The organism is Flavobacterium sp. SM2513, assembly GCF_050908145.1.
GTDB lineage: Bacteria > Bacteroidota > Bacteroidia > Flavobacteriales > Flavobacteriaceae > Flavobacterium.
The window spans coordinates 703,967-719,916 of sequence record NZ_CP194228.1 but is presented as its reverse complement, the minus strand read 5'-3'; the positions used below and the strand labels follow the sequence as shown (position 1 = coordinate 719,916).

General features: G+C 36.8%; 14 protein-coding genes and 2 tRNA genes. 6 read left to right on the top strand and 10 right to left on the bottom strand.

Annotated elements, in window-relative coordinates; all coding sequences use genetic code 11:
- Positions 1-83 precede the first annotated feature (83 nt).
- Positions 84-305 carry a hypothetical protein gene (locus ACQ5J2_RS02775; RefSeq protein ID WP_432672160.1) on the top strand — a complete coding sequence of 74 codons (222 nt, stop codon included), beginning with the start codon at positions 84-86 and terminating at the stop codon, positions 303-305.
- An 80-nt stretch (positions 306-385) separates the two neighbouring features.
- Here ACQ5J2_RS02775 and ACQ5J2_RS02770 read toward each other — a convergent pair whose 3' ends face one another.
- The 6 genes from ACQ5J2_RS02770 to ACQ5J2_RS02745 form a co-directional block, all read right to left on the bottom strand.
- Entirely contained in the window at positions 386-934 is a 549-nt protein-coding gene (locus tag ACQ5J2_RS02770) for a C40 family peptidase (protein ID WP_432672159.1), read from the bottom strand.
- A 285-nt stretch (positions 935-1,219) separates the two neighbouring features.
- Positions 1,220-1,293: transfer RNA gene (locus tag ACQ5J2_RS02765), tRNA-Asn, on the bottom strand.
- 84 nt (positions 1,294-1,377) lie between these two features.
- Positions 1,378-2,724: an RIP metalloprotease RseP gene (gene rseP / locus ACQ5J2_RS02760; RefSeq protein WP_432672158.1), complete on the bottom strand. Its 1,347-nt coding sequence runs from the start codon at positions 2,722-2,724 to the stop codon at positions 1,378-1,380.
- A gap of 322 nt (positions 2,725-3,046) precedes the next feature.
- Positions 3,047-3,838 carry a TlpA family protein disulfide reductase gene (locus tag ACQ5J2_RS02755; protein WP_432672157.1) on the bottom strand — a complete coding sequence of 264 codons (792 nt, stop codon included), beginning with the start codon at positions 3,836-3,838 and terminating at the stop codon, positions 3,047-3,049.
- 195 nt (positions 3,839-4,033) lie between these two features.
- Positions 4,034-4,507 carry a hypothetical protein gene (locus ACQ5J2_RS02750; RefSeq protein WP_432672156.1) on the bottom strand — a complete coding sequence of 158 codons (474 nt, stop codon included), beginning with the start codon at positions 4,505-4,507 and terminating at the stop codon, positions 4,034-4,036.
- Between the two features lie 264 nt (positions 4,508-4,771).
- Positions 4,772-5,380, bottom strand: a complete 609-nt coding sequence (locus ACQ5J2_RS02745) for a hypothetical protein (RefSeq protein ID WP_432672155.1) — start codon at positions 5,378-5,380, stop codon at positions 4,772-4,774.
- A 40-nt stretch (positions 5,381-5,420) separates the two neighbouring features.
- On the opposite strand from ACQ5J2_RS02745, the gene ACQ5J2_RS02740 reads away from it, so the two are divergent.
- Both ACQ5J2_RS02740 and ACQ5J2_RS02735 read left to right on the top strand, forming a co-directional pair.
- Positions 5,421-5,816, top strand: coding sequence for a hypothetical protein (locus ACQ5J2_RS02740; RefSeq protein ID WP_432672154.1), 396 nt, complete (start codon positions 5,421-5,423; stop codon positions 5,814-5,816).
- A gap of 300 nt (positions 5,817-6,116) precedes the next feature.
- Positions 6,117-7,463: a deoxyguanosinetriphosphate triphosphohydrolase gene (locus ACQ5J2_RS02735; protein ID WP_432673244.1), complete on the top strand. Its 1,347-nt coding sequence runs from the start codon at positions 6,117-6,119 to the stop codon at positions 7,461-7,463.
- 164 nt (positions 7,464-7,627) lie between these two features.
- Here the strand turns inward: ACQ5J2_RS02735 and ACQ5J2_RS02730 are convergent, their stop codons facing one another.
- Complete coding sequence (locus ACQ5J2_RS02730; protein ID WP_432672153.1) at positions 7,628-8,596, bottom strand: DUF3078 domain-containing protein; 969 nt, start codon at positions 8,594-8,596, stop codon at positions 7,628-7,630.
- A 46-nt stretch (positions 8,597-8,642) separates the two neighbouring features.
- Positions 8,643-10,424, bottom strand: a complete 1,782-nt coding sequence (locus ACQ5J2_RS02725; RefSeq protein WP_432673243.1) for a 1-deoxy-D-xylulose-5-phosphate synthase — start codon at positions 10,422-10,424, stop codon at positions 8,643-8,645.
- A gap of 49 nt (positions 10,425-10,473) precedes the next feature.
- Between ACQ5J2_RS02725 and ACQ5J2_RS02720 the strand changes: the two genes are divergently transcribed.
- Positions 10,474-10,917, top strand: coding sequence for a nucleoside deaminase (locus tag ACQ5J2_RS02720; protein WP_432672152.1), 444 nt, complete (start codon positions 10,474-10,476; stop codon positions 10,915-10,917).
- 59 nt (positions 10,918-10,976) lie between these two features.
- Here the strand turns inward: ACQ5J2_RS02720 and ACQ5J2_RS02715 are convergent, their stop codons facing one another.
- Complete coding sequence (locus tag ACQ5J2_RS02715; RefSeq protein ID WP_432672151.1) at positions 10,977-11,588, bottom strand: 50S ribosomal protein L25/general stress protein Ctc; 612 nt, start codon at positions 11,586-11,588, stop codon at positions 10,977-10,979.
- Positions 11,589-11,662: 74 nt separating this feature from the next.
- The gene (locus ACQ5J2_RS02710; protein ID WP_432672150.1) at positions 11,663-12,604 is read right to left on the bottom strand and encodes a ribose-phosphate pyrophosphokinase; all 942 of its coding nucleotides are present in this window, start codon (positions 12,602-12,604) and stop codon (positions 11,663-11,665) included.
- A gap of 203 nt (positions 12,605-12,807) precedes the next feature.
- Here ACQ5J2_RS02710 and ACQ5J2_RS02705 point away from each other — a divergent pair.
- A tRNA-Leu gene (locus ACQ5J2_RS02705) sits at positions 12,808-12,888 on the top strand.
- A gap of 727 nt (positions 12,889-13,615) precedes the next feature.
- Positions 13,616-15,334: a tetratricopeptide repeat protein gene (locus tag ACQ5J2_RS02700; RefSeq protein ID WP_432672149.1), complete on the top strand. Its 1,719-nt coding sequence runs from the start codon at positions 13,616-13,618 to the stop codon at positions 15,332-15,334.
- Positions 15,335-15,950: the final 616 nt, after the last annotated feature.

Sequence of the window (15,950 nt, the reverse complement as noted above, 5' to 3'; positions counted from 1 at the left end):
CTTGGGATTTTTTTTGCAACACTTTTTTTGCAAACTTTTATATTGGCAATCCAAATCTTCTTACATTTGAAAAAAATTAAACCATGACTAAAGAAAAGGGAGTTTACACAGGAAAGATTGAAAAAGACGCAGACGGAAACTACTTTTGCGGACCTTATTTATTAGATTTCAAACATGTTGAAAGTAATTTCAAACTAGGCGACGAGGTGAACCTCAAAACCGTTATTACTAATCCCAGCGACAGAAGTTTCAACAAGTACAATCAGAAATCGAGAGTGTTTTTCTTGGCAAACGAGAAAGAATAATTATATCGTTTTATAAATACCAGTCAGCCTTGCAAAGTAAACCTATTTTGCAAGGCTGAAATCTTTCAAAGCATACGAACTTACTCAGCAACCCGAATTGCTTTTACAAACCTTCGTGTATAACCGTCATTCGATAAGGGAGTAACAACCACCTGCATTTCACGACCAGAAGTAGCGTGAATAAATTCGCTTTCCATACCTTTCGGTTCTGTTACGATTCCAATATGACCAATTGCATCTCGGGTGGGACTCAAAAACAGCAACACATCGCCTTTTTCAACCGCTTCTATTGGGATTTCAGTTCCAAAATCTTCAAATGCAGCCGAACTTCGCGGCACCTCTATATTAAAATGTTGGAATACAAAATACACAAATCCCGAACAATCAAACCCATTTTTACTACAACCAGCAGTGACATAAGGCGTGCCTAAATACTCCATTCCATACGCCACAATACTATCGCGCAAACCAAGATTGATTTCCATTAATGGAGCTTGTACTGCAACTTGTGCTAAAGCAATTTCTGCGTTAATAGGTTCTTTTTTTTGAAATGTATAATACAATACGAAGGCTGCCACAACCGCTAAAAGTATATAAGTAACTAAATTTAAGGTTTTAATTGTACGCATAATTTACGGGCAGTTTTTGTAAATTTAATCGTTTTAAAATTAATGATGGTAGAAAAAGAGATAATTGGTACTCAGTACCGTTTAAATCATGCTAACGTTGTAAGTAGTGGAGATAGATAGCTAGTTCTTCTTAATAGCATTTATGATAAGAGAGAAAGGCTGATATTTCTATTAGAGTGAATTTTGTATTTACGCTGTAAAGAACTTTATCTCCATTGTTATAAAGGACTTTTTGCAAAACAAAAAAGACCTTACATTACTGTAAAGTCTTTTCTTTTTTGCTAGCTCCCCCTCTTGGGCTCGAACCAAGGACCCTCTGATTAACAGTCAGATGCTCTAACCAACTGAGCTAAGGAGGAAGGCTTATTTGCCTTGTAAAGCGGTGCAAATATAGGGCTTAATTTGGTTTCTGCAAATAATTATTGAAAAACTTTCAATTATTTTTACCTGCCAATTATCGCTCGATAAATGTCATTACCATTGGCAAAAAGTACCAGTGCTATAAGTATGACAAAACCAACAACTTGTGCTTTCTCTAGGAATTTATCCGACGGTTTTTTGCCGCTCACAATTTCGTAAAGTAAAAATAAAACATGTCCACCGTCCAAAGCGGGAATAGGCAATAAGTTCATAACACCAAGCATTATGGATAACAAGGCTGTGATGTTCCAAAAAGTTTGCCACGACCAATGTTCAGGAAAAATGTCAAAGATGGCTTTAAAGCCTCCCACGCCTTTGTAAGCACCCGTTTTTGGATTGAAGATGGCTTTCAATTGTCCACCATAGCTTACAAGCTCGTCAATTCCTTTGTCAATTCCAACGCCAAATGATTCTGCGAAACTGTAAGTTTGTCTTTGAATAGGATAGGTTCCTAGTTTTTCGATGTTATCAGCGGGCAAACGTCCTGCATATATGATACTCATTGTAGCGCTATCTGAAACTTTTAGATTGATAGGCACTTGTTTTCCGTCGCGTTTCACGATTGCGGGAACGGTTTGTCCTTTTACTCTATTTACTTCAGCCAAAACTTCATCTGCATACTGCACTTCTTTTCCGTTAAAGTTGACTACAATATCTTTGGGCTGTACAGCTTTTGCATTAACCGAATTCTCTTGTGCTTCTACAATTATAAATGGAATTCGAAGTTCCACAACAGGTGCTTTTTCACCTTGAAACATTTTATCGATAAAATTTACCGGCAAATCAATAGTTTGTTTTACTCCGTTCCGTTCGATATCAACGGTGCTTCCCAAAAATAATTTGGCATTCAAATCGTGAAACTGCTTTACTTCCTCGCCATCTACTGCAAGAATCTTATCTCCGGTCTTGAAACCGATTTTTTCTACAACGGGATTATTAATCCAAACACCGTCTTTAATATCGCTGTTATTGATGTATAAATCGCCATACATCCACGCCATTCCGATGTAGATGATAAAGGCAAGGATAAAATTTACGGTAACGCCACCTAGCATGATGATCAGTCGTTGCCAAGCCGGTTTTGAACGAAATTCCCAAGGTTGTGGAGGTTGAGCCATAGCTTCGGTGTCCATACTTTCGTCAATCATTCCGGAGATTTTCACGTAACCACCAAGGGGCAACCATCCAATTCCGTATTCTGTGCCTCTAAACGTTTTTTTGAAAAGCGAATATTTCACATCAAAAAACAAGTAGAATTTCTCTACTCTGGTTTTGAATAATTTGGCGGGTATAAAATGACCCAACTCGTGTAAAATAATCAGTAAGGATAAGCTCAATAAAAATTGAGAAAGCTTAATAAGTAATTCCATTTCTTAATTTAAGATTTTTAAATAACGCACAAAAGTAACGTTTTCTAGTTTATTTCCACACTATTAGTTTAGAGGGTGGTTTTAAATGTTTGTTAATACTTTGCGCCATTTTATCAGTGCTTTATGTAGCAGGAAAGTGCTATAAAAAATGAGAACTATATGTCCTCATTTTGTTTTGTATTTGTGGGCACGGATTGCAAATTCGCGCTGTTGGGTCATAGGGGTTTTTCTGAAGGAAAAACCAACCCCAAGCCATTAAACAAAACTGTTGTTCGGCAACGTTTATTTTACATAGGTTCTGGAGAGGGCATTTTAGTTTTGCTTAGAACTTTTTTTTATTATTCTCTAAAAAATCTATCATTTCAGATGCTTTATTAACCACTTTAATAATTACTCCATTTTTATCTACAACAATGTGACTTGGATATATTGTTAAATTAAGCTTTTTGACAATAAGTTCTTTTTGATTAGGAACAATTTCATATTTGAAATCTTTTCTTTTTAAAAAACTAACTAATTTATCTTTTTCATCTAAAGCTAAACTTATGAAAACTATTTCTTTATTATTTTTATTTTTTTCAACTAATTCATTTAATTCAGGAAATTCTGCAACACAAGCCTTACAATTTATAAACCAAGTTTTATATATCACCATTTTTCCTTTCAGATTTTCATTTGAGAAATTATTTCCATTAAGGTCAATAAAGTTAAATTCAGGAAAACGTTCACCTTCCATTTTATAATGCTCTAAGTTTATTAATGATTCAATACTAATGGTATTTTTAATACTTTTATCTGATTTTGGATTTAATTGATATAGTTTATAAAGAATATTTTTGTCTTTAGATTTTAATTTTAAAACAATATAATTTCCTGAAGTTAATTTTGTCAAAAAATCTTTCTTATTAATTGTGTCTGAAGCTTCATTTAAGCCAATAAAATTATTAGCCAATGAAATTTCACTCGAATGATAATTCCACCATTTCATAAAATCATTTTCTAATTCATTTGGATCTATTTTTGGTTCTGTAATTGAAGTTTTAACAGACTTATCTTGGCAAGAGAATAGAATAATTGAAATTAGTAATATTGTAATGATATATTTTGTTTTCATTGTGTATTTTTTTTTATTTACGTTTAAATTATGCACAACTTTTTGTTACTTTGAGATGGCGGGAAAATCGTAACTTTTCAGTTTTCGGCTTATCGAAAACTTGATACGAAACGGTAATTCCACTAAAACACACACTATTTCAAAATAGCTGTTATGCAGAGTACTTTTTTATTTATTCGATTGTCAGTTGCTTTTTTAATTAGGTTTGTTGAATATTCTATCGTGATTTCCGCTCCAAGAAGTCACATAATAAGTGATGCAATCATAATTAAAGTTTTCAAGAATTTGACCACTTTCAATAATACTAATTTCTTCTTTTGTCAATAATGTTGAAGCTCCACCACCAGCACTAACTACAAATAGTTCCTCACTTAAAATTTTGTAAAAATATTCTAATGCAATTTTCATTTCTTCTTCGAAGTCTTGTTCAGGAAATTTATCAAAATGACAATGATAACAGTCAAACCCAATAGTTAATTCGTTGTCTTCGGAACTTAATACTAAATTTGAAGCACTATTTTCGTTTTTGGTTATAAGCTCTATAAAGATATGATTCTTGCCAAACTCGGAAGGTTGCAAAGATATATTTTCAAGTAATTTGCTATTATTCTTTTTAAAATAGTCATAAACTTTATTTGAGTAAACATTTAATTCATTCGAATTAATCATACTTTTTGGTTTAGTTTTTAACTTTTCAAGTTTTATATTTTATATTTAATAGTAACGATTTCGTTTCGTTTTTTTAACATTATGCCTAACCCGTATATACCCAAAACAAACCTTCGCCATTACAACCTTATTTGGTTGGTAAAGCGAAGGTTTGTTTCGCATTATTGTTTTTCAAATGTAATAAAAAAAGACTATAAACCCGCCACCATAAAAAAACCACAACAAATAAATGTTGTGGCATTTCTTAAACAATTCAAAAGGCAATTAACCTCCAAAAACCGCTTCCACAATATCGCTTTGCAGCGTTACTTCTTCATCACGAATCACACCAATGGCCATATATTCCCTGTGTTCAGGAACATTATCAACCGCCAAAGGGCGACTGTCGTTATACGGACTATACGTGTCGTAAGCCAGTTTTACCCATTTAAGTTCTCCTTTTACACGTCCATAAATGTGCATCCCGTTAAGTCCATCTTTCACAAAAACGATTTTTACGTGACCCGACATCACGCTGGCTTTAATCTTTGGCTGATACGTGCTGTAATCCACCGTTGGGTCTTCGCCAATAATCCCTAAATTTCTGCCTATAGCTGTAGTATATTTATTACTGCTTTTTATTACTCTCACGGTTTCACGAATCGCTTTTTCACCCACTTTCAACTGGGTATCCTTCTCCGCTTTTGCCGTTTGGGCAGCCTTTTGAGCATCATCGTTAGCTACAATTGAGCTGGAGTTAGCGTTACAAATATTCTGAATAGCTATTATTGTGGTGGGGTCTAACCCTACATCGCCACCTACGGTACTAATTTTTGCGCTCAAGTTATTGTTCCAAATCACTTTCTCGCTTTCTTTTTTAGGTATATAATCCATGATATTTAAATTATTTTTTGTTAAACGGTTTATTTTTAAAATGTTACACGATGCAGGCGTTGCTTTTTGTCTTAAAAAACGACTCCTGTATCCTGCAGGAGTCCTCCTGCATTTTGTAGGAGTTCTCCTGTGTTTTGCAGGAACACTCCTGCGTTTTGCAGGAAACCTCCTGCGTCGTGGAGGAGCACTCCTGCGTCTTGGAGGAGCGTTCCTGCGTCACGTAGGAACGCTCCTATGTTTTGAGGGAGCTCTCCTACGTTTTACAGGAGTTCTCCCGTGTTTTGTAGGAGAACTAATTCTTCAAAAGAGGCTTCAAAAGACTGCTTTTTCAGTAATTAATTGCTCTAAATTTAAAATAGGAATAAACAGGACTGCCTCTAATCGTTGCACAAAATGGAGTAGCGTTGTTCCAAAAGGTTTTCGAAATGTATTTTGAAGGGAATATTTTGGAATTTTGCGAAAGCGAAGTAAGTGCTGTCGCGGTTTTCAGAAGTTTTTTTCTAGCAGTTGTAGTCATAATTGTTTGGCGTTTAGTAAATAAGAGAATCAAATTTAATCAAAAAAGAAATACAAAATACATACAGTATGATTTTTTTTCAGCAACGAAACTCTTTTTTTATGAAAACAAATTCGACACAAAACTCAAAATAGAGTAACCTCTAAAACAGAATTATGTATCTTTGAAAACCAAATCAACCCTACAATATACAACCTACATTATACAATAAAAAAAATGATGCACTGGGAACAACTTCTATCCTTAAAACGACAAGGCGACAAAAACAAACGCTTACGCAAAGAACAAGACGAAACCCGATTGGTTTTTGAAGTCGATTACGACCGAATTATTTTCTCCGCCGCCTTTAGAAGTTTGCAGGACAAAACCCAAGTCATCCCGCTTTCCAAAACTGATTTCGTACACACGCGACTCACCCACAGCCTCGAAGTATCGGTTGTAGGCCGCTCCATCGGTCGATTAGTAGGAAAGAAAGTGCTGGAAAAATACCCGCATCTGCAAGAAATGCACGGCTTTCAAGCCAATGATTTTGGAGCCATCGTAGCCGCCGCTTGTTTGGCACACGACATCGGAAACCCTCCTTTTGGGCATTCCGGCGAAAAAGCCATCGGCGAATATTTCAAAATAGGGAAGGGGAAGGAATTTAAAGACCGCCTTTCGGCAAAAGAGTGGCAGGACCTTATCGATTTTGAAGGAAATGCCAACGGTTTTTCAGTAGTAAGCACCTCCAGAGAAGGCATCGAAGGCGGACTCCGCTTGACCTATGCATCTCTAGGCGCTTTTATGAAGTACCCCAAAGAATCGTTGCCCAAAAAACCTACCAAACAAATTTCCGACAAAAAATACGGCTACTTTCAGCAGGACAAATTGTTTTTTCAAGAAGTTGCCACGGATATGGGGTTAATCCAAAAGTCAACCGACGGTTCGGTACATTACCACCGCCACCCGCTTGCCTTTTTAGTCGAAGCCGCTGACGATATTTGCTACACCATCATCGACTTTGAAGACGGTATCAATCTCGGTTTAGTTTCTGAAGATTATGCTCTAGAATATTTGATAAACCTAGTAAAAGACCGGATAGACACGCCCAAGTTCAACCAATTAAAATCAAAAGAAGACCGCATCAGCTACCTGAGAGCCGTTGCTATTGGAACACTAATCGAAGACGCCGTTCGGGTGTTTATCGAAAACGAGGAAGCGATATTGAAAGGGGAATTTCACCATGCCCTAACCGATAAAAGCAAGTACCAAGCCCAGATGAAGGACATCATCAGCTTGAGCGTTCAGAACATTTACCAAAGCCGTGAAGTAATTGAAAAGGAAATTGTGGGTTATGAAATTCTGCAAACGTTGCTCGACAAATTCATCACCGCCGTCAACCATAAATACGAGGGAACCACCTCAAGCTACGACAACTTGATTCTGCAAATGCTACCTGAGAAATTCCGTCACGAAAAGGAAACTTTGTATGAAAGATTGCTCCACATTTGCCACTACGTCTCCCTCTTAACGGATGGAAACGCCCTGGAATTGTTCGAAACGATTAACGGAAGAAAGAAAGTATAATTTTTTAAAGCAAATGCAACTCCCAACTTATAAACGCGCTAACTACCTTTGCTTCTTAGCGCCTTTGCGAGAAATATATAAAGAACCTTTACGTCTTAACGCCTCTGCAAGAAATACAAAAAGAAACTTTGTGCCTTAGCGTCTTCGTGGCAAAGAAAAATAAATTAAAAACTATACGTCAACCCAATTCCCAACATTTGCTTCAACTGAATTTTTGGTCCTACGGTAACTTGTTCGCCACCCACTTCTTCTTTAGCTTTGATGTCGTCGTCATAAATCACGTGCGTGTTGATGTTCGCCCGAACATATTTATTGACAATAAACTCCCATTGCATCTGCCAGTCGACATCAATATTCCCAAACTTATTGATGTAGTCGCTGTACAAACTCAAGCGGTTGTCTAATTTTACATTCGTGAAAATTTCCCTTTTGAAGCCCGTCATTACTAGAACCCCGAGTTCTGTTCGCGACATTTCTCCCTTTCGCAAAAGTTCCTTGGTAATAGGGTCGTAAATCGCTTTGGTAACTCCAAAAGCACCTTGATTGGCTAATCTTTGATTCAAAACCAAAGTATTTTTCATCGTCAAAGGGGAAAGATACAATTGCATGGTTTTTTTCTTGTCGTTGTATTCTGCACCAACCCCTAAAAAGGTATAAGCTGGAGCAAAAATTTGCGAGATAGCCACGTCTTTGTTCGGATACGAATACCCGTCGGTAAATTGCGTTCTGAAATTGAACTTCGCACTGTGGTACCAGTTGGAAGTAGTATCTTTTCTATACCCAAAAGTCGAGTTGAACTGCAAAGCATCATCGGTTTTTCGTAATTCTACACCGTCTTGTTTGCTTATTCCGTAGCGAATCACAAGTTCATTAAGCCACTTCTGACTTTTAATTTCATAATTCCGAGTGAAAGTTCCTTTCAATAACCCCGAAATCGAGCTGTTTCCACCGGCATTCCAGTTGACAAAAGCAATTTCGTTCAAGTCGAAACCCACGATGTTTTCTTTCTTCCAATTGGACGGAATAACTTTGAGCGAATCTACTTTTTTGGTGGTAAGAGTATCTACACTTTGTGCAAAGCTAGAAACAGAAAACAATAGAAATAATCCAAAAGACAACGATAAAAAACGCATAGAAAAATGTTTAGTCCGAAAAAATAATTGGCAAAAGTCGGCAATTTTAAAGGCTTTCAAAAACTTTTTGCAAACTTTTATTGTCAATTCCACACAATTGCTGCAATTCAGCTACCGTTCCGTGTTCAATAAAAGTATCTGGTATTCCCAAAATTTGTAGTGCGTTGCTGTACTGATTTGCTGCTGCAAATTCGGCAATACCACTGCCAAAACCTCCTTTTACGGTGCCATCTTCAACGGTAATAATTGCAGTATATTGTTTGAAAATAGTATGCAATACTTCTTCGTCCAGCGGTTTTACCCATGGAAAGTGATAATGCGAAATCGTATTGGTATTGAAGTACAATTGTAAAGCCTCAATCACATTATTTCCAATGGTTCCTGTAGAAATTACCGCATGGGTAGTTCCTTTTCGCAACTGAAATCCTTTTCCAATTTCAATTGTATCGTAAATTCCAAGGTGTTTTTGTTGCCAATCAACGGTAATTCCACGACCTCTCGGATACCGAATCGCAATAGGGTGGGGCAAGCCCAATTGAGCAGTATAAAGTATATTTTGTAATTCCATTTCAGTTCGGGGTGCATAAATCAACATATTCGGGATGCACCTTAAATACGCCAAATCAAAAACCCCATGATGGGTCGCGCCATCTTCACCCACCAATCCCGCTCGATCAAGACAGAAAATGACTGGCAGGTTTTGCAAAGCTACATCGTGAATAATTTGGTCGTAAGCCCGCTGCATAAACGACGAATAAATGTTGCAAAAAACCATCATTCCTTGAGTTGCCATTCCTGCCGAAAGGGTTACGGCATGTTGTTCGGCAATTCCCACGTCAAAAGCACGTTTTGGAAAAGCATCCATCATAAATTTCAGCGAACTCCCTGAAGGCATGGCAGGAGTGATGCCAATGATTTTATCGTTTTTGTGTGCCAAATCTAAAAGCGTCAATCCAAATACATCTTGAAACTTAGGAGGTAAATGACTTTCTGATTTAGGAAGAATCTCGCCCGTTAGTTTGTCAAATTTCCCTGGTGCATGGTATTTTACTTGGTCGGCTTCGGCTTGTGACAAACCTTTGCCTTTGGTCGTAATGAGGTGCAGAAACTTGGGCCCCGTAGTATTTTTTAATCGTTTAAGTTCTTTGATTACCGCAAAAATATCGTGTCCATCAATGGGGCCTGAATAATCAAAGTTCAAGGACTTAATCATATTATTCTGCTTCGGATTCTTTCCAGATTTCACAGCCGTTAAATAGTTTTTTAAAGCGCCAACACTTGGGTCAATCCCAATGGCATTGTCGTTCAAAATCACTAATAAGTTGGCATCAGTAACTCCGGCATGATTCAAACCTTCAAAAGCCATTCCTGATGCAATCGAAGCGTCGCCAATAACTGCAATATGGTTTTTATGCAAATCGCCTTTTAGTTGAGAAGCAATCGCCATCCCCAAAGCTGCAGAAATAGAAGTAGAGGAGTGGCCTACGCCAAAAGTATCAAAATTGCTTTCGCTTCTTTTTGGAAAACCAGAAATCCCTCCAAGTTGGCGGTTGGTGTCAAATTCATTCTTTCTTCCTGTCAAGATTTTGTGTCCATAGGCTTGGTGTCCCACGTCCCAAACCAACAAATCTTCGGGTGTGTTGAATACATAATGCAAGGCAATCGTCAATTCCACAACACCCAAACTCGCTCCCAAATGACCTTCCTTAACCGAAACGATATCAATGATAAAGTCCCGTAATTCTTGGGCGAGTTTTGGTAATTCCGTTTCAGGAAGTTGGCGTAAATCTTCAGGGGAATTTATTTGAGAGAGGTAGGTTTCGTTCATGGTTGCAATAAAAGTCAAATTTACAATATTGTTTTCTATTTTTGCCTTTATGGAAAATCCTTTTACCGACGAATACTTTATGAAACGGGCTTTGCAAGAAGCCGAACAGGCCTTTGAACGTGGCGAAATTCCCGTAGGAGCTTTAATTGTAGTCGACAATACCATCATAGCTCGAACGCACAACCTCACCGAGTTATTGAATGACGTTACGGCTCATGCCGAAATGCAAGCCATCACTTCAGCTGCGAATGCTTTAGGGGGAAAATACCTCAAAAATTGCACACTTTATGTGACTTTAGAACCCTGTCAAATGTGTGCCGGTGCTTTATATTGGAGTCAGATTACCAAAATAGTTTTTGGCGCATCTGACGAAAAAAGAGGCTATCGCGTGATGGGAACGCAACTGCATCCAAAAACGGTGGTGGTTTCGGGTGTTTTAGCAGATGAATCCAAGGCGTTGATGCAACGGTTTTTTTTGGAGAAAAGAAAATAGGTTCATAAAAAAAGCACCAACCTTTCGATTGATGCTTTTGAAATGATAATAAGTTTTTATTATTTTTTCTTTCCTTTTGCTGGAGCTGTTTTTGCTGCTTTTGCTGCTTCTTGAGCTGCTTTCATAGCTGCACGAGAAATTCTTACTTGAGCTACAACCGTATTGTCTGGGTGTAACAATTTGTAATCATCAGAAACTAATTTAGTAACATAAAGTTTGTTACCCATTTGCATTTCTGAAATGTTTGCTTCAAGAAAATCAGGAAGATTCTTAGGTAAAGCTTTCACTTTTAAACGACGTTGGTTCAAACGTAAAACACCACCTAAAAGTACACCTGGAGAAACACCAGTAACTTTTACAGGAACTTCAATTGTAACTTCCTTGTCATCATGTAATTCAAAGAAATCTAAGTGTAAGATTTTGTCTGATACAGGGTGAACTTGAATGTCTTGCATAATTGCATTGAATTTCTTAGTTCCCAATTCAATCACAACAGTGTGTGCGTTTGGAGTGTAAACCAAAGTTTTAAATGCTTTTTCTTCTGCTGAAAAGTGCACTGGTTGACTTCCTCCGTATAAAACGCAAGGAACCATTCCAGCATTACGTAAGGCTTTAGTAGCTACTTTGCCCACGCTTTCTCTTTCTGATCCGCTAATTGTAATCGACTTCATTGTAAATATATATAATTAATAAAAAATTCTAATTCATTCGTAAATCCCAAATCCTCAATCTCAAATCCTGAAATCTACATAAGGAATTTCCCACTGATTGAGTTATTGTGTTGCACCATTAACATCACCTCTGCAAATAAAGGAGCACAACTTACGACTCTAATTTTGTTAGACTGTTTCTTTAAAGGAATCGAGTCGGTAACAATTAACTCTTTTAATTGTGAGTTTTCAATTTTCTCGTAGGCTTCACCTGATAAAATGGCGTGGGTACAAATAGCGCGAACGCTCAAAGCCCCTTTTTCCATCATCAAGTCAGCGGCTTTCGCCAAAGTGCCTCCCGTGTCAATCATGTCATCTACTAAAATGACGTTTCTTCCTTTTACTTCACCTATCAGTTCCATTGTTCCAATAATATTGGCGGCTTTGCGTTGTTTGTAACAAATGACCACATCTGATTCTAAAAATTTAGAATAGGCATACGCTCTTTTTGAACCTCCCATATCTGGAGATGCAATCGTCAAATTATCTAATTTCAACTCTTGCACATGCGACAAGAAAATAGTTGAAGCAAATAAATGATCCACAGGTTTTTCAAAAAATCCCTGAATCTGATCTGCATGTAAATCCATGGTCATGATTCGTGTCGCTCCAGCAGTTTCTAATAATTTAGCAACCAGTTTTGCTCCAATCGGAACTCTTGGCTTGTCTTTACGGTCCTGACGAGCCCATCCAAAATAAGGAATTACAGCGGTAATGTGTCTTGCAGAAGCTCTTTTTGCAGCATCAATCATCAGTAAAAGTTCCATTAAGTTGTCGCTACTTGGAAAAGTAGAGCAAACAAGGAATACTCTTAAACCCCGAATTGATTCTTCAAAAGAAGGCTGAAATTCACCATCACTGTATTTCGAGAACGTTACTTTACCTAGCGGAACCCCGTATTTCTCGGCAATTTGTTCTGCTAGATGTACACTTTGCGAACAAGCAAATATCTTTGCGTCTGGTTCTTGGTACAGCATTTTAATGAGTTGTTTTGTAGTTAGTTAGTGTTGTGTCGTCGAAACGAGGTGCAAATTTAAGAATAAAAATGAACTTGGGGATGAAAATTTCCAGTATTTTTTTTAGAATATGTAATTATATTTTTTACATTTGCACCTCGTTAAAGGAATTGATAGTGATATCAGTTCGATTCCCAGGAAGCTTAGGCTTCTTCGACTGCTAAGCCCGGTTGGCGGAATTGGTAGACGCGCTAGACTCAAACTCTAGTATCTTTGATGTGCCGGTTCGATTCCGGCACCGGGTACAAAAAACCTCTTCGAAAGAAGAGGTTTTTTTATTTAGAGGTAATCCTGAAGAATAACGGCAGAAGCAATCCTAATTTTCAGATTCGATTCCAGCTCCATGTTCGTAAAACGGCTACGAATGCGTTTTTTTTATTTAATCAGACTTCTAACTTTTAAAAGAAACTCACTTAGGTTACATTTAATTTGTCCTTATTTTAAAAGGTTCCGCTTTAATAGTGTTTTGAGGTTAGAAAAACGCTTCTATTTTAATGCGGTAAATTCGTTACCTTTGTCTGATTTTAGTTCTTAAATCAGCCTTTTTATCCATTTCCTTTTTTTTATTTTTCTGTCTAAATCACTTTATTTAGATAAATTTTCTATGTTTTTATCTTTTCACAGAATAGGCGTTTCATACACTATCTATACTTCATCTATACTTGAAGTAGGGCTTTGCTATACTGTTGCTATTTAGATTATTTTTCCGTTTGGGGTGGCCGTTGTAGTTTTTGATAAACGTAAAGACGCTCGCGCCATTTACCGATTACATAGGATTGCTTTCGTTCCTGACAATGACGTCGTTTTTACGAGCTCCACTAGTATTTATTACTTTATGCAATTCCAAGTGACGGCTGGTATTGGAATGGGAGGAAACATTAGTACGAATATTATTCTTTTGCTTATTAAAAATGGTTTAAATTAGCTTTTTTAAAATGCTATGCCTCTGCATGAACCAACCTATATTTGTAAATGACACCTGTATACAGAACCTATAATTATCAGCATTATACCACAATCCATAATAGTAAATTCCTATTGTTTACTGTGTTTTTTTGTTTGCTTTTTAGTGGGAACAGCTATGCACAAACGTTAGCAGAGTGTAAAGAAATTAAAGAAAAAGGTTTTGCAGCAATGGACCGACTGGATTATCCTGTGGCATTGGAATATTTAACTAAGGCGCAACTGATCGCCGAGAAGAACAGCTGGCATCTGGAAACATTTCAAACCAAAAATAACATTGGTCTTATTTACACGAGTCTTTCGGATTATGGCGAAGCTTTAAATTATTTCTTAGCTGCCTATACCATTGCAATTAAACATCTTGATACTAATAAGGAAATGAGCGTGTTGAATAATATCGCCGTAATTTATTGCATCGAAAAAAATTTTGAAAAAGGCCGGGAGTACTACTTGAAGGCTTATGAACTTGCAAAAAAAGCGAATAATAAAAATAAAATAGCTTTGTATGCTATTAATTTAGTTAAGGTGGCGCATGTTTTTAATGAATTAGATAAAGCACGCGACTATTTGGAAGAGGCCAAAGTATTTTTAAAAAATGATGCGGCGTTACAGTTTCAAGTGGAGGCTATGACGGCAGAAAACTATTTATTAAGAGGTGATTACGAAATTGCCAGGAAAATATTGTTTGAATTACAACACCAAACTAAAACGAAGGACTTTATAAATAGAGATAATGATTCCATACTTTTTCTTTTGCTTGCTAGAACATACTTTTTAGAGAAAGACTACGAAAAGAGTATTTATTATATGAAAGAAAGTATAAAAGGAACCGAAGATTTTGACACTAGAGCGAGCACCTATGCCGTTTTATCGGAAGCGTATGTTTTGCAAAATCAATACAGCAAAGCATTAGAGGCTATGAAGCTGATGGTGGCTAGCAATGATTCTATAACAAAACGGAAGAATGAGAATCTGTATGCAAGCAATAAGGTGAAGTTTGAAGTAATGAATTACAAATCAGATTTAAACGCATCATTAGAAGCTTCAAAATTGGAACGGAAAATATTTGGTATCGCCTTGGTGTTTCTAGCCCTGTTGATTTTTTTCGTTTACCGAACCTTTAGAAACAGAGCCATAAAACAAGAGCAGAAGAAAACGATTGCAGAAGGGCAACAAAAAATCACCGCTCTTGAATTAGAGAAAGAGAAAAGTGACAATCTTCTACTGGAAAAGCAGCTTAACGAGAATGCAAATGAAGCTTTACTGGAGCAGCAACGCTTGAAAAGTGAAATAGAACAACGGAATAGAAAGTTATCGGCAAAAGCGTTGTACCTCTCGGGAAGAAATGAGATGATTGAAGAAGTGATTCATTCGCTTGCTGATCTTGAAACTGTTTCTCAAAACAAAATAATTAAAAATCACATCAAAGCGTTAAAGGAGCATCTGAAATCAGATGCGGAATGGGATGAATTTACGGTTCATTTTGAAGAGGTGAATCAAGGACTGCTTTCGGTTTTGAAAGAAAGACATCTCAATCTGAACTCAAATGATATTCGATTTATAAGCTATGTTTATATGAATTTGAGTTCCAAGGAAATTGGAACCATCCTAAATATTACTCAAGAAGCCTGCAGAAAAAGAAAGGAACGCATCTCTGCTAAACTGAATCTTGACAAAAGTACGTCTTTGTATGAATACCTCTCTTCCATTGGACGGTCAATCCATTAATCACTTTATTTCCTTTCCCCTGTCACATTATTTAGGGATACAAAAACACGAATGTTTCATTTTTTATTAGAGTTTTACAGAATTATAATTACTAGGATTTCAATCTATTAACCAAAATGTCCGAAAATTTAATTATTAATTTTTTAAAACCAAAAAATGAAAAACCACTTTACCTTATTCGTGCCCTTTTTGACTTCAGTGCAGAATTTTGCTCTTGATTTTAATAAAAACAGTGTATTTGAATCCTCAAAAAACCTTTTGATTGGCTCTCCTCCTTTTGCCTATTCTGGTAACCGTATGTTTCCATCCCATACCCTTAAAAGCTCTATTGAGACTGGAGTAGGAAAGTAGCATTTGTAACATAAATGTTGCGCGTTTAATGCACGATTTTAAAGTCAACATTTTACGCGCTGCAAAATGCAAGTAGGGAAAGAGGGGATTACTTAAGTTATACGTTGCAATTGTCTATTTGTTTTTTTTAAAATGAAACTTCGAAAATCAATGTAGAGTAACGCTCGTATCCGTTACCTAAATAGTTTAGTTAATAAAATTCTACCGCGGCCAAGCCAACTCTATATATTCGGACTTTGGAGCGAAAAAAAAGAACACTAATGCC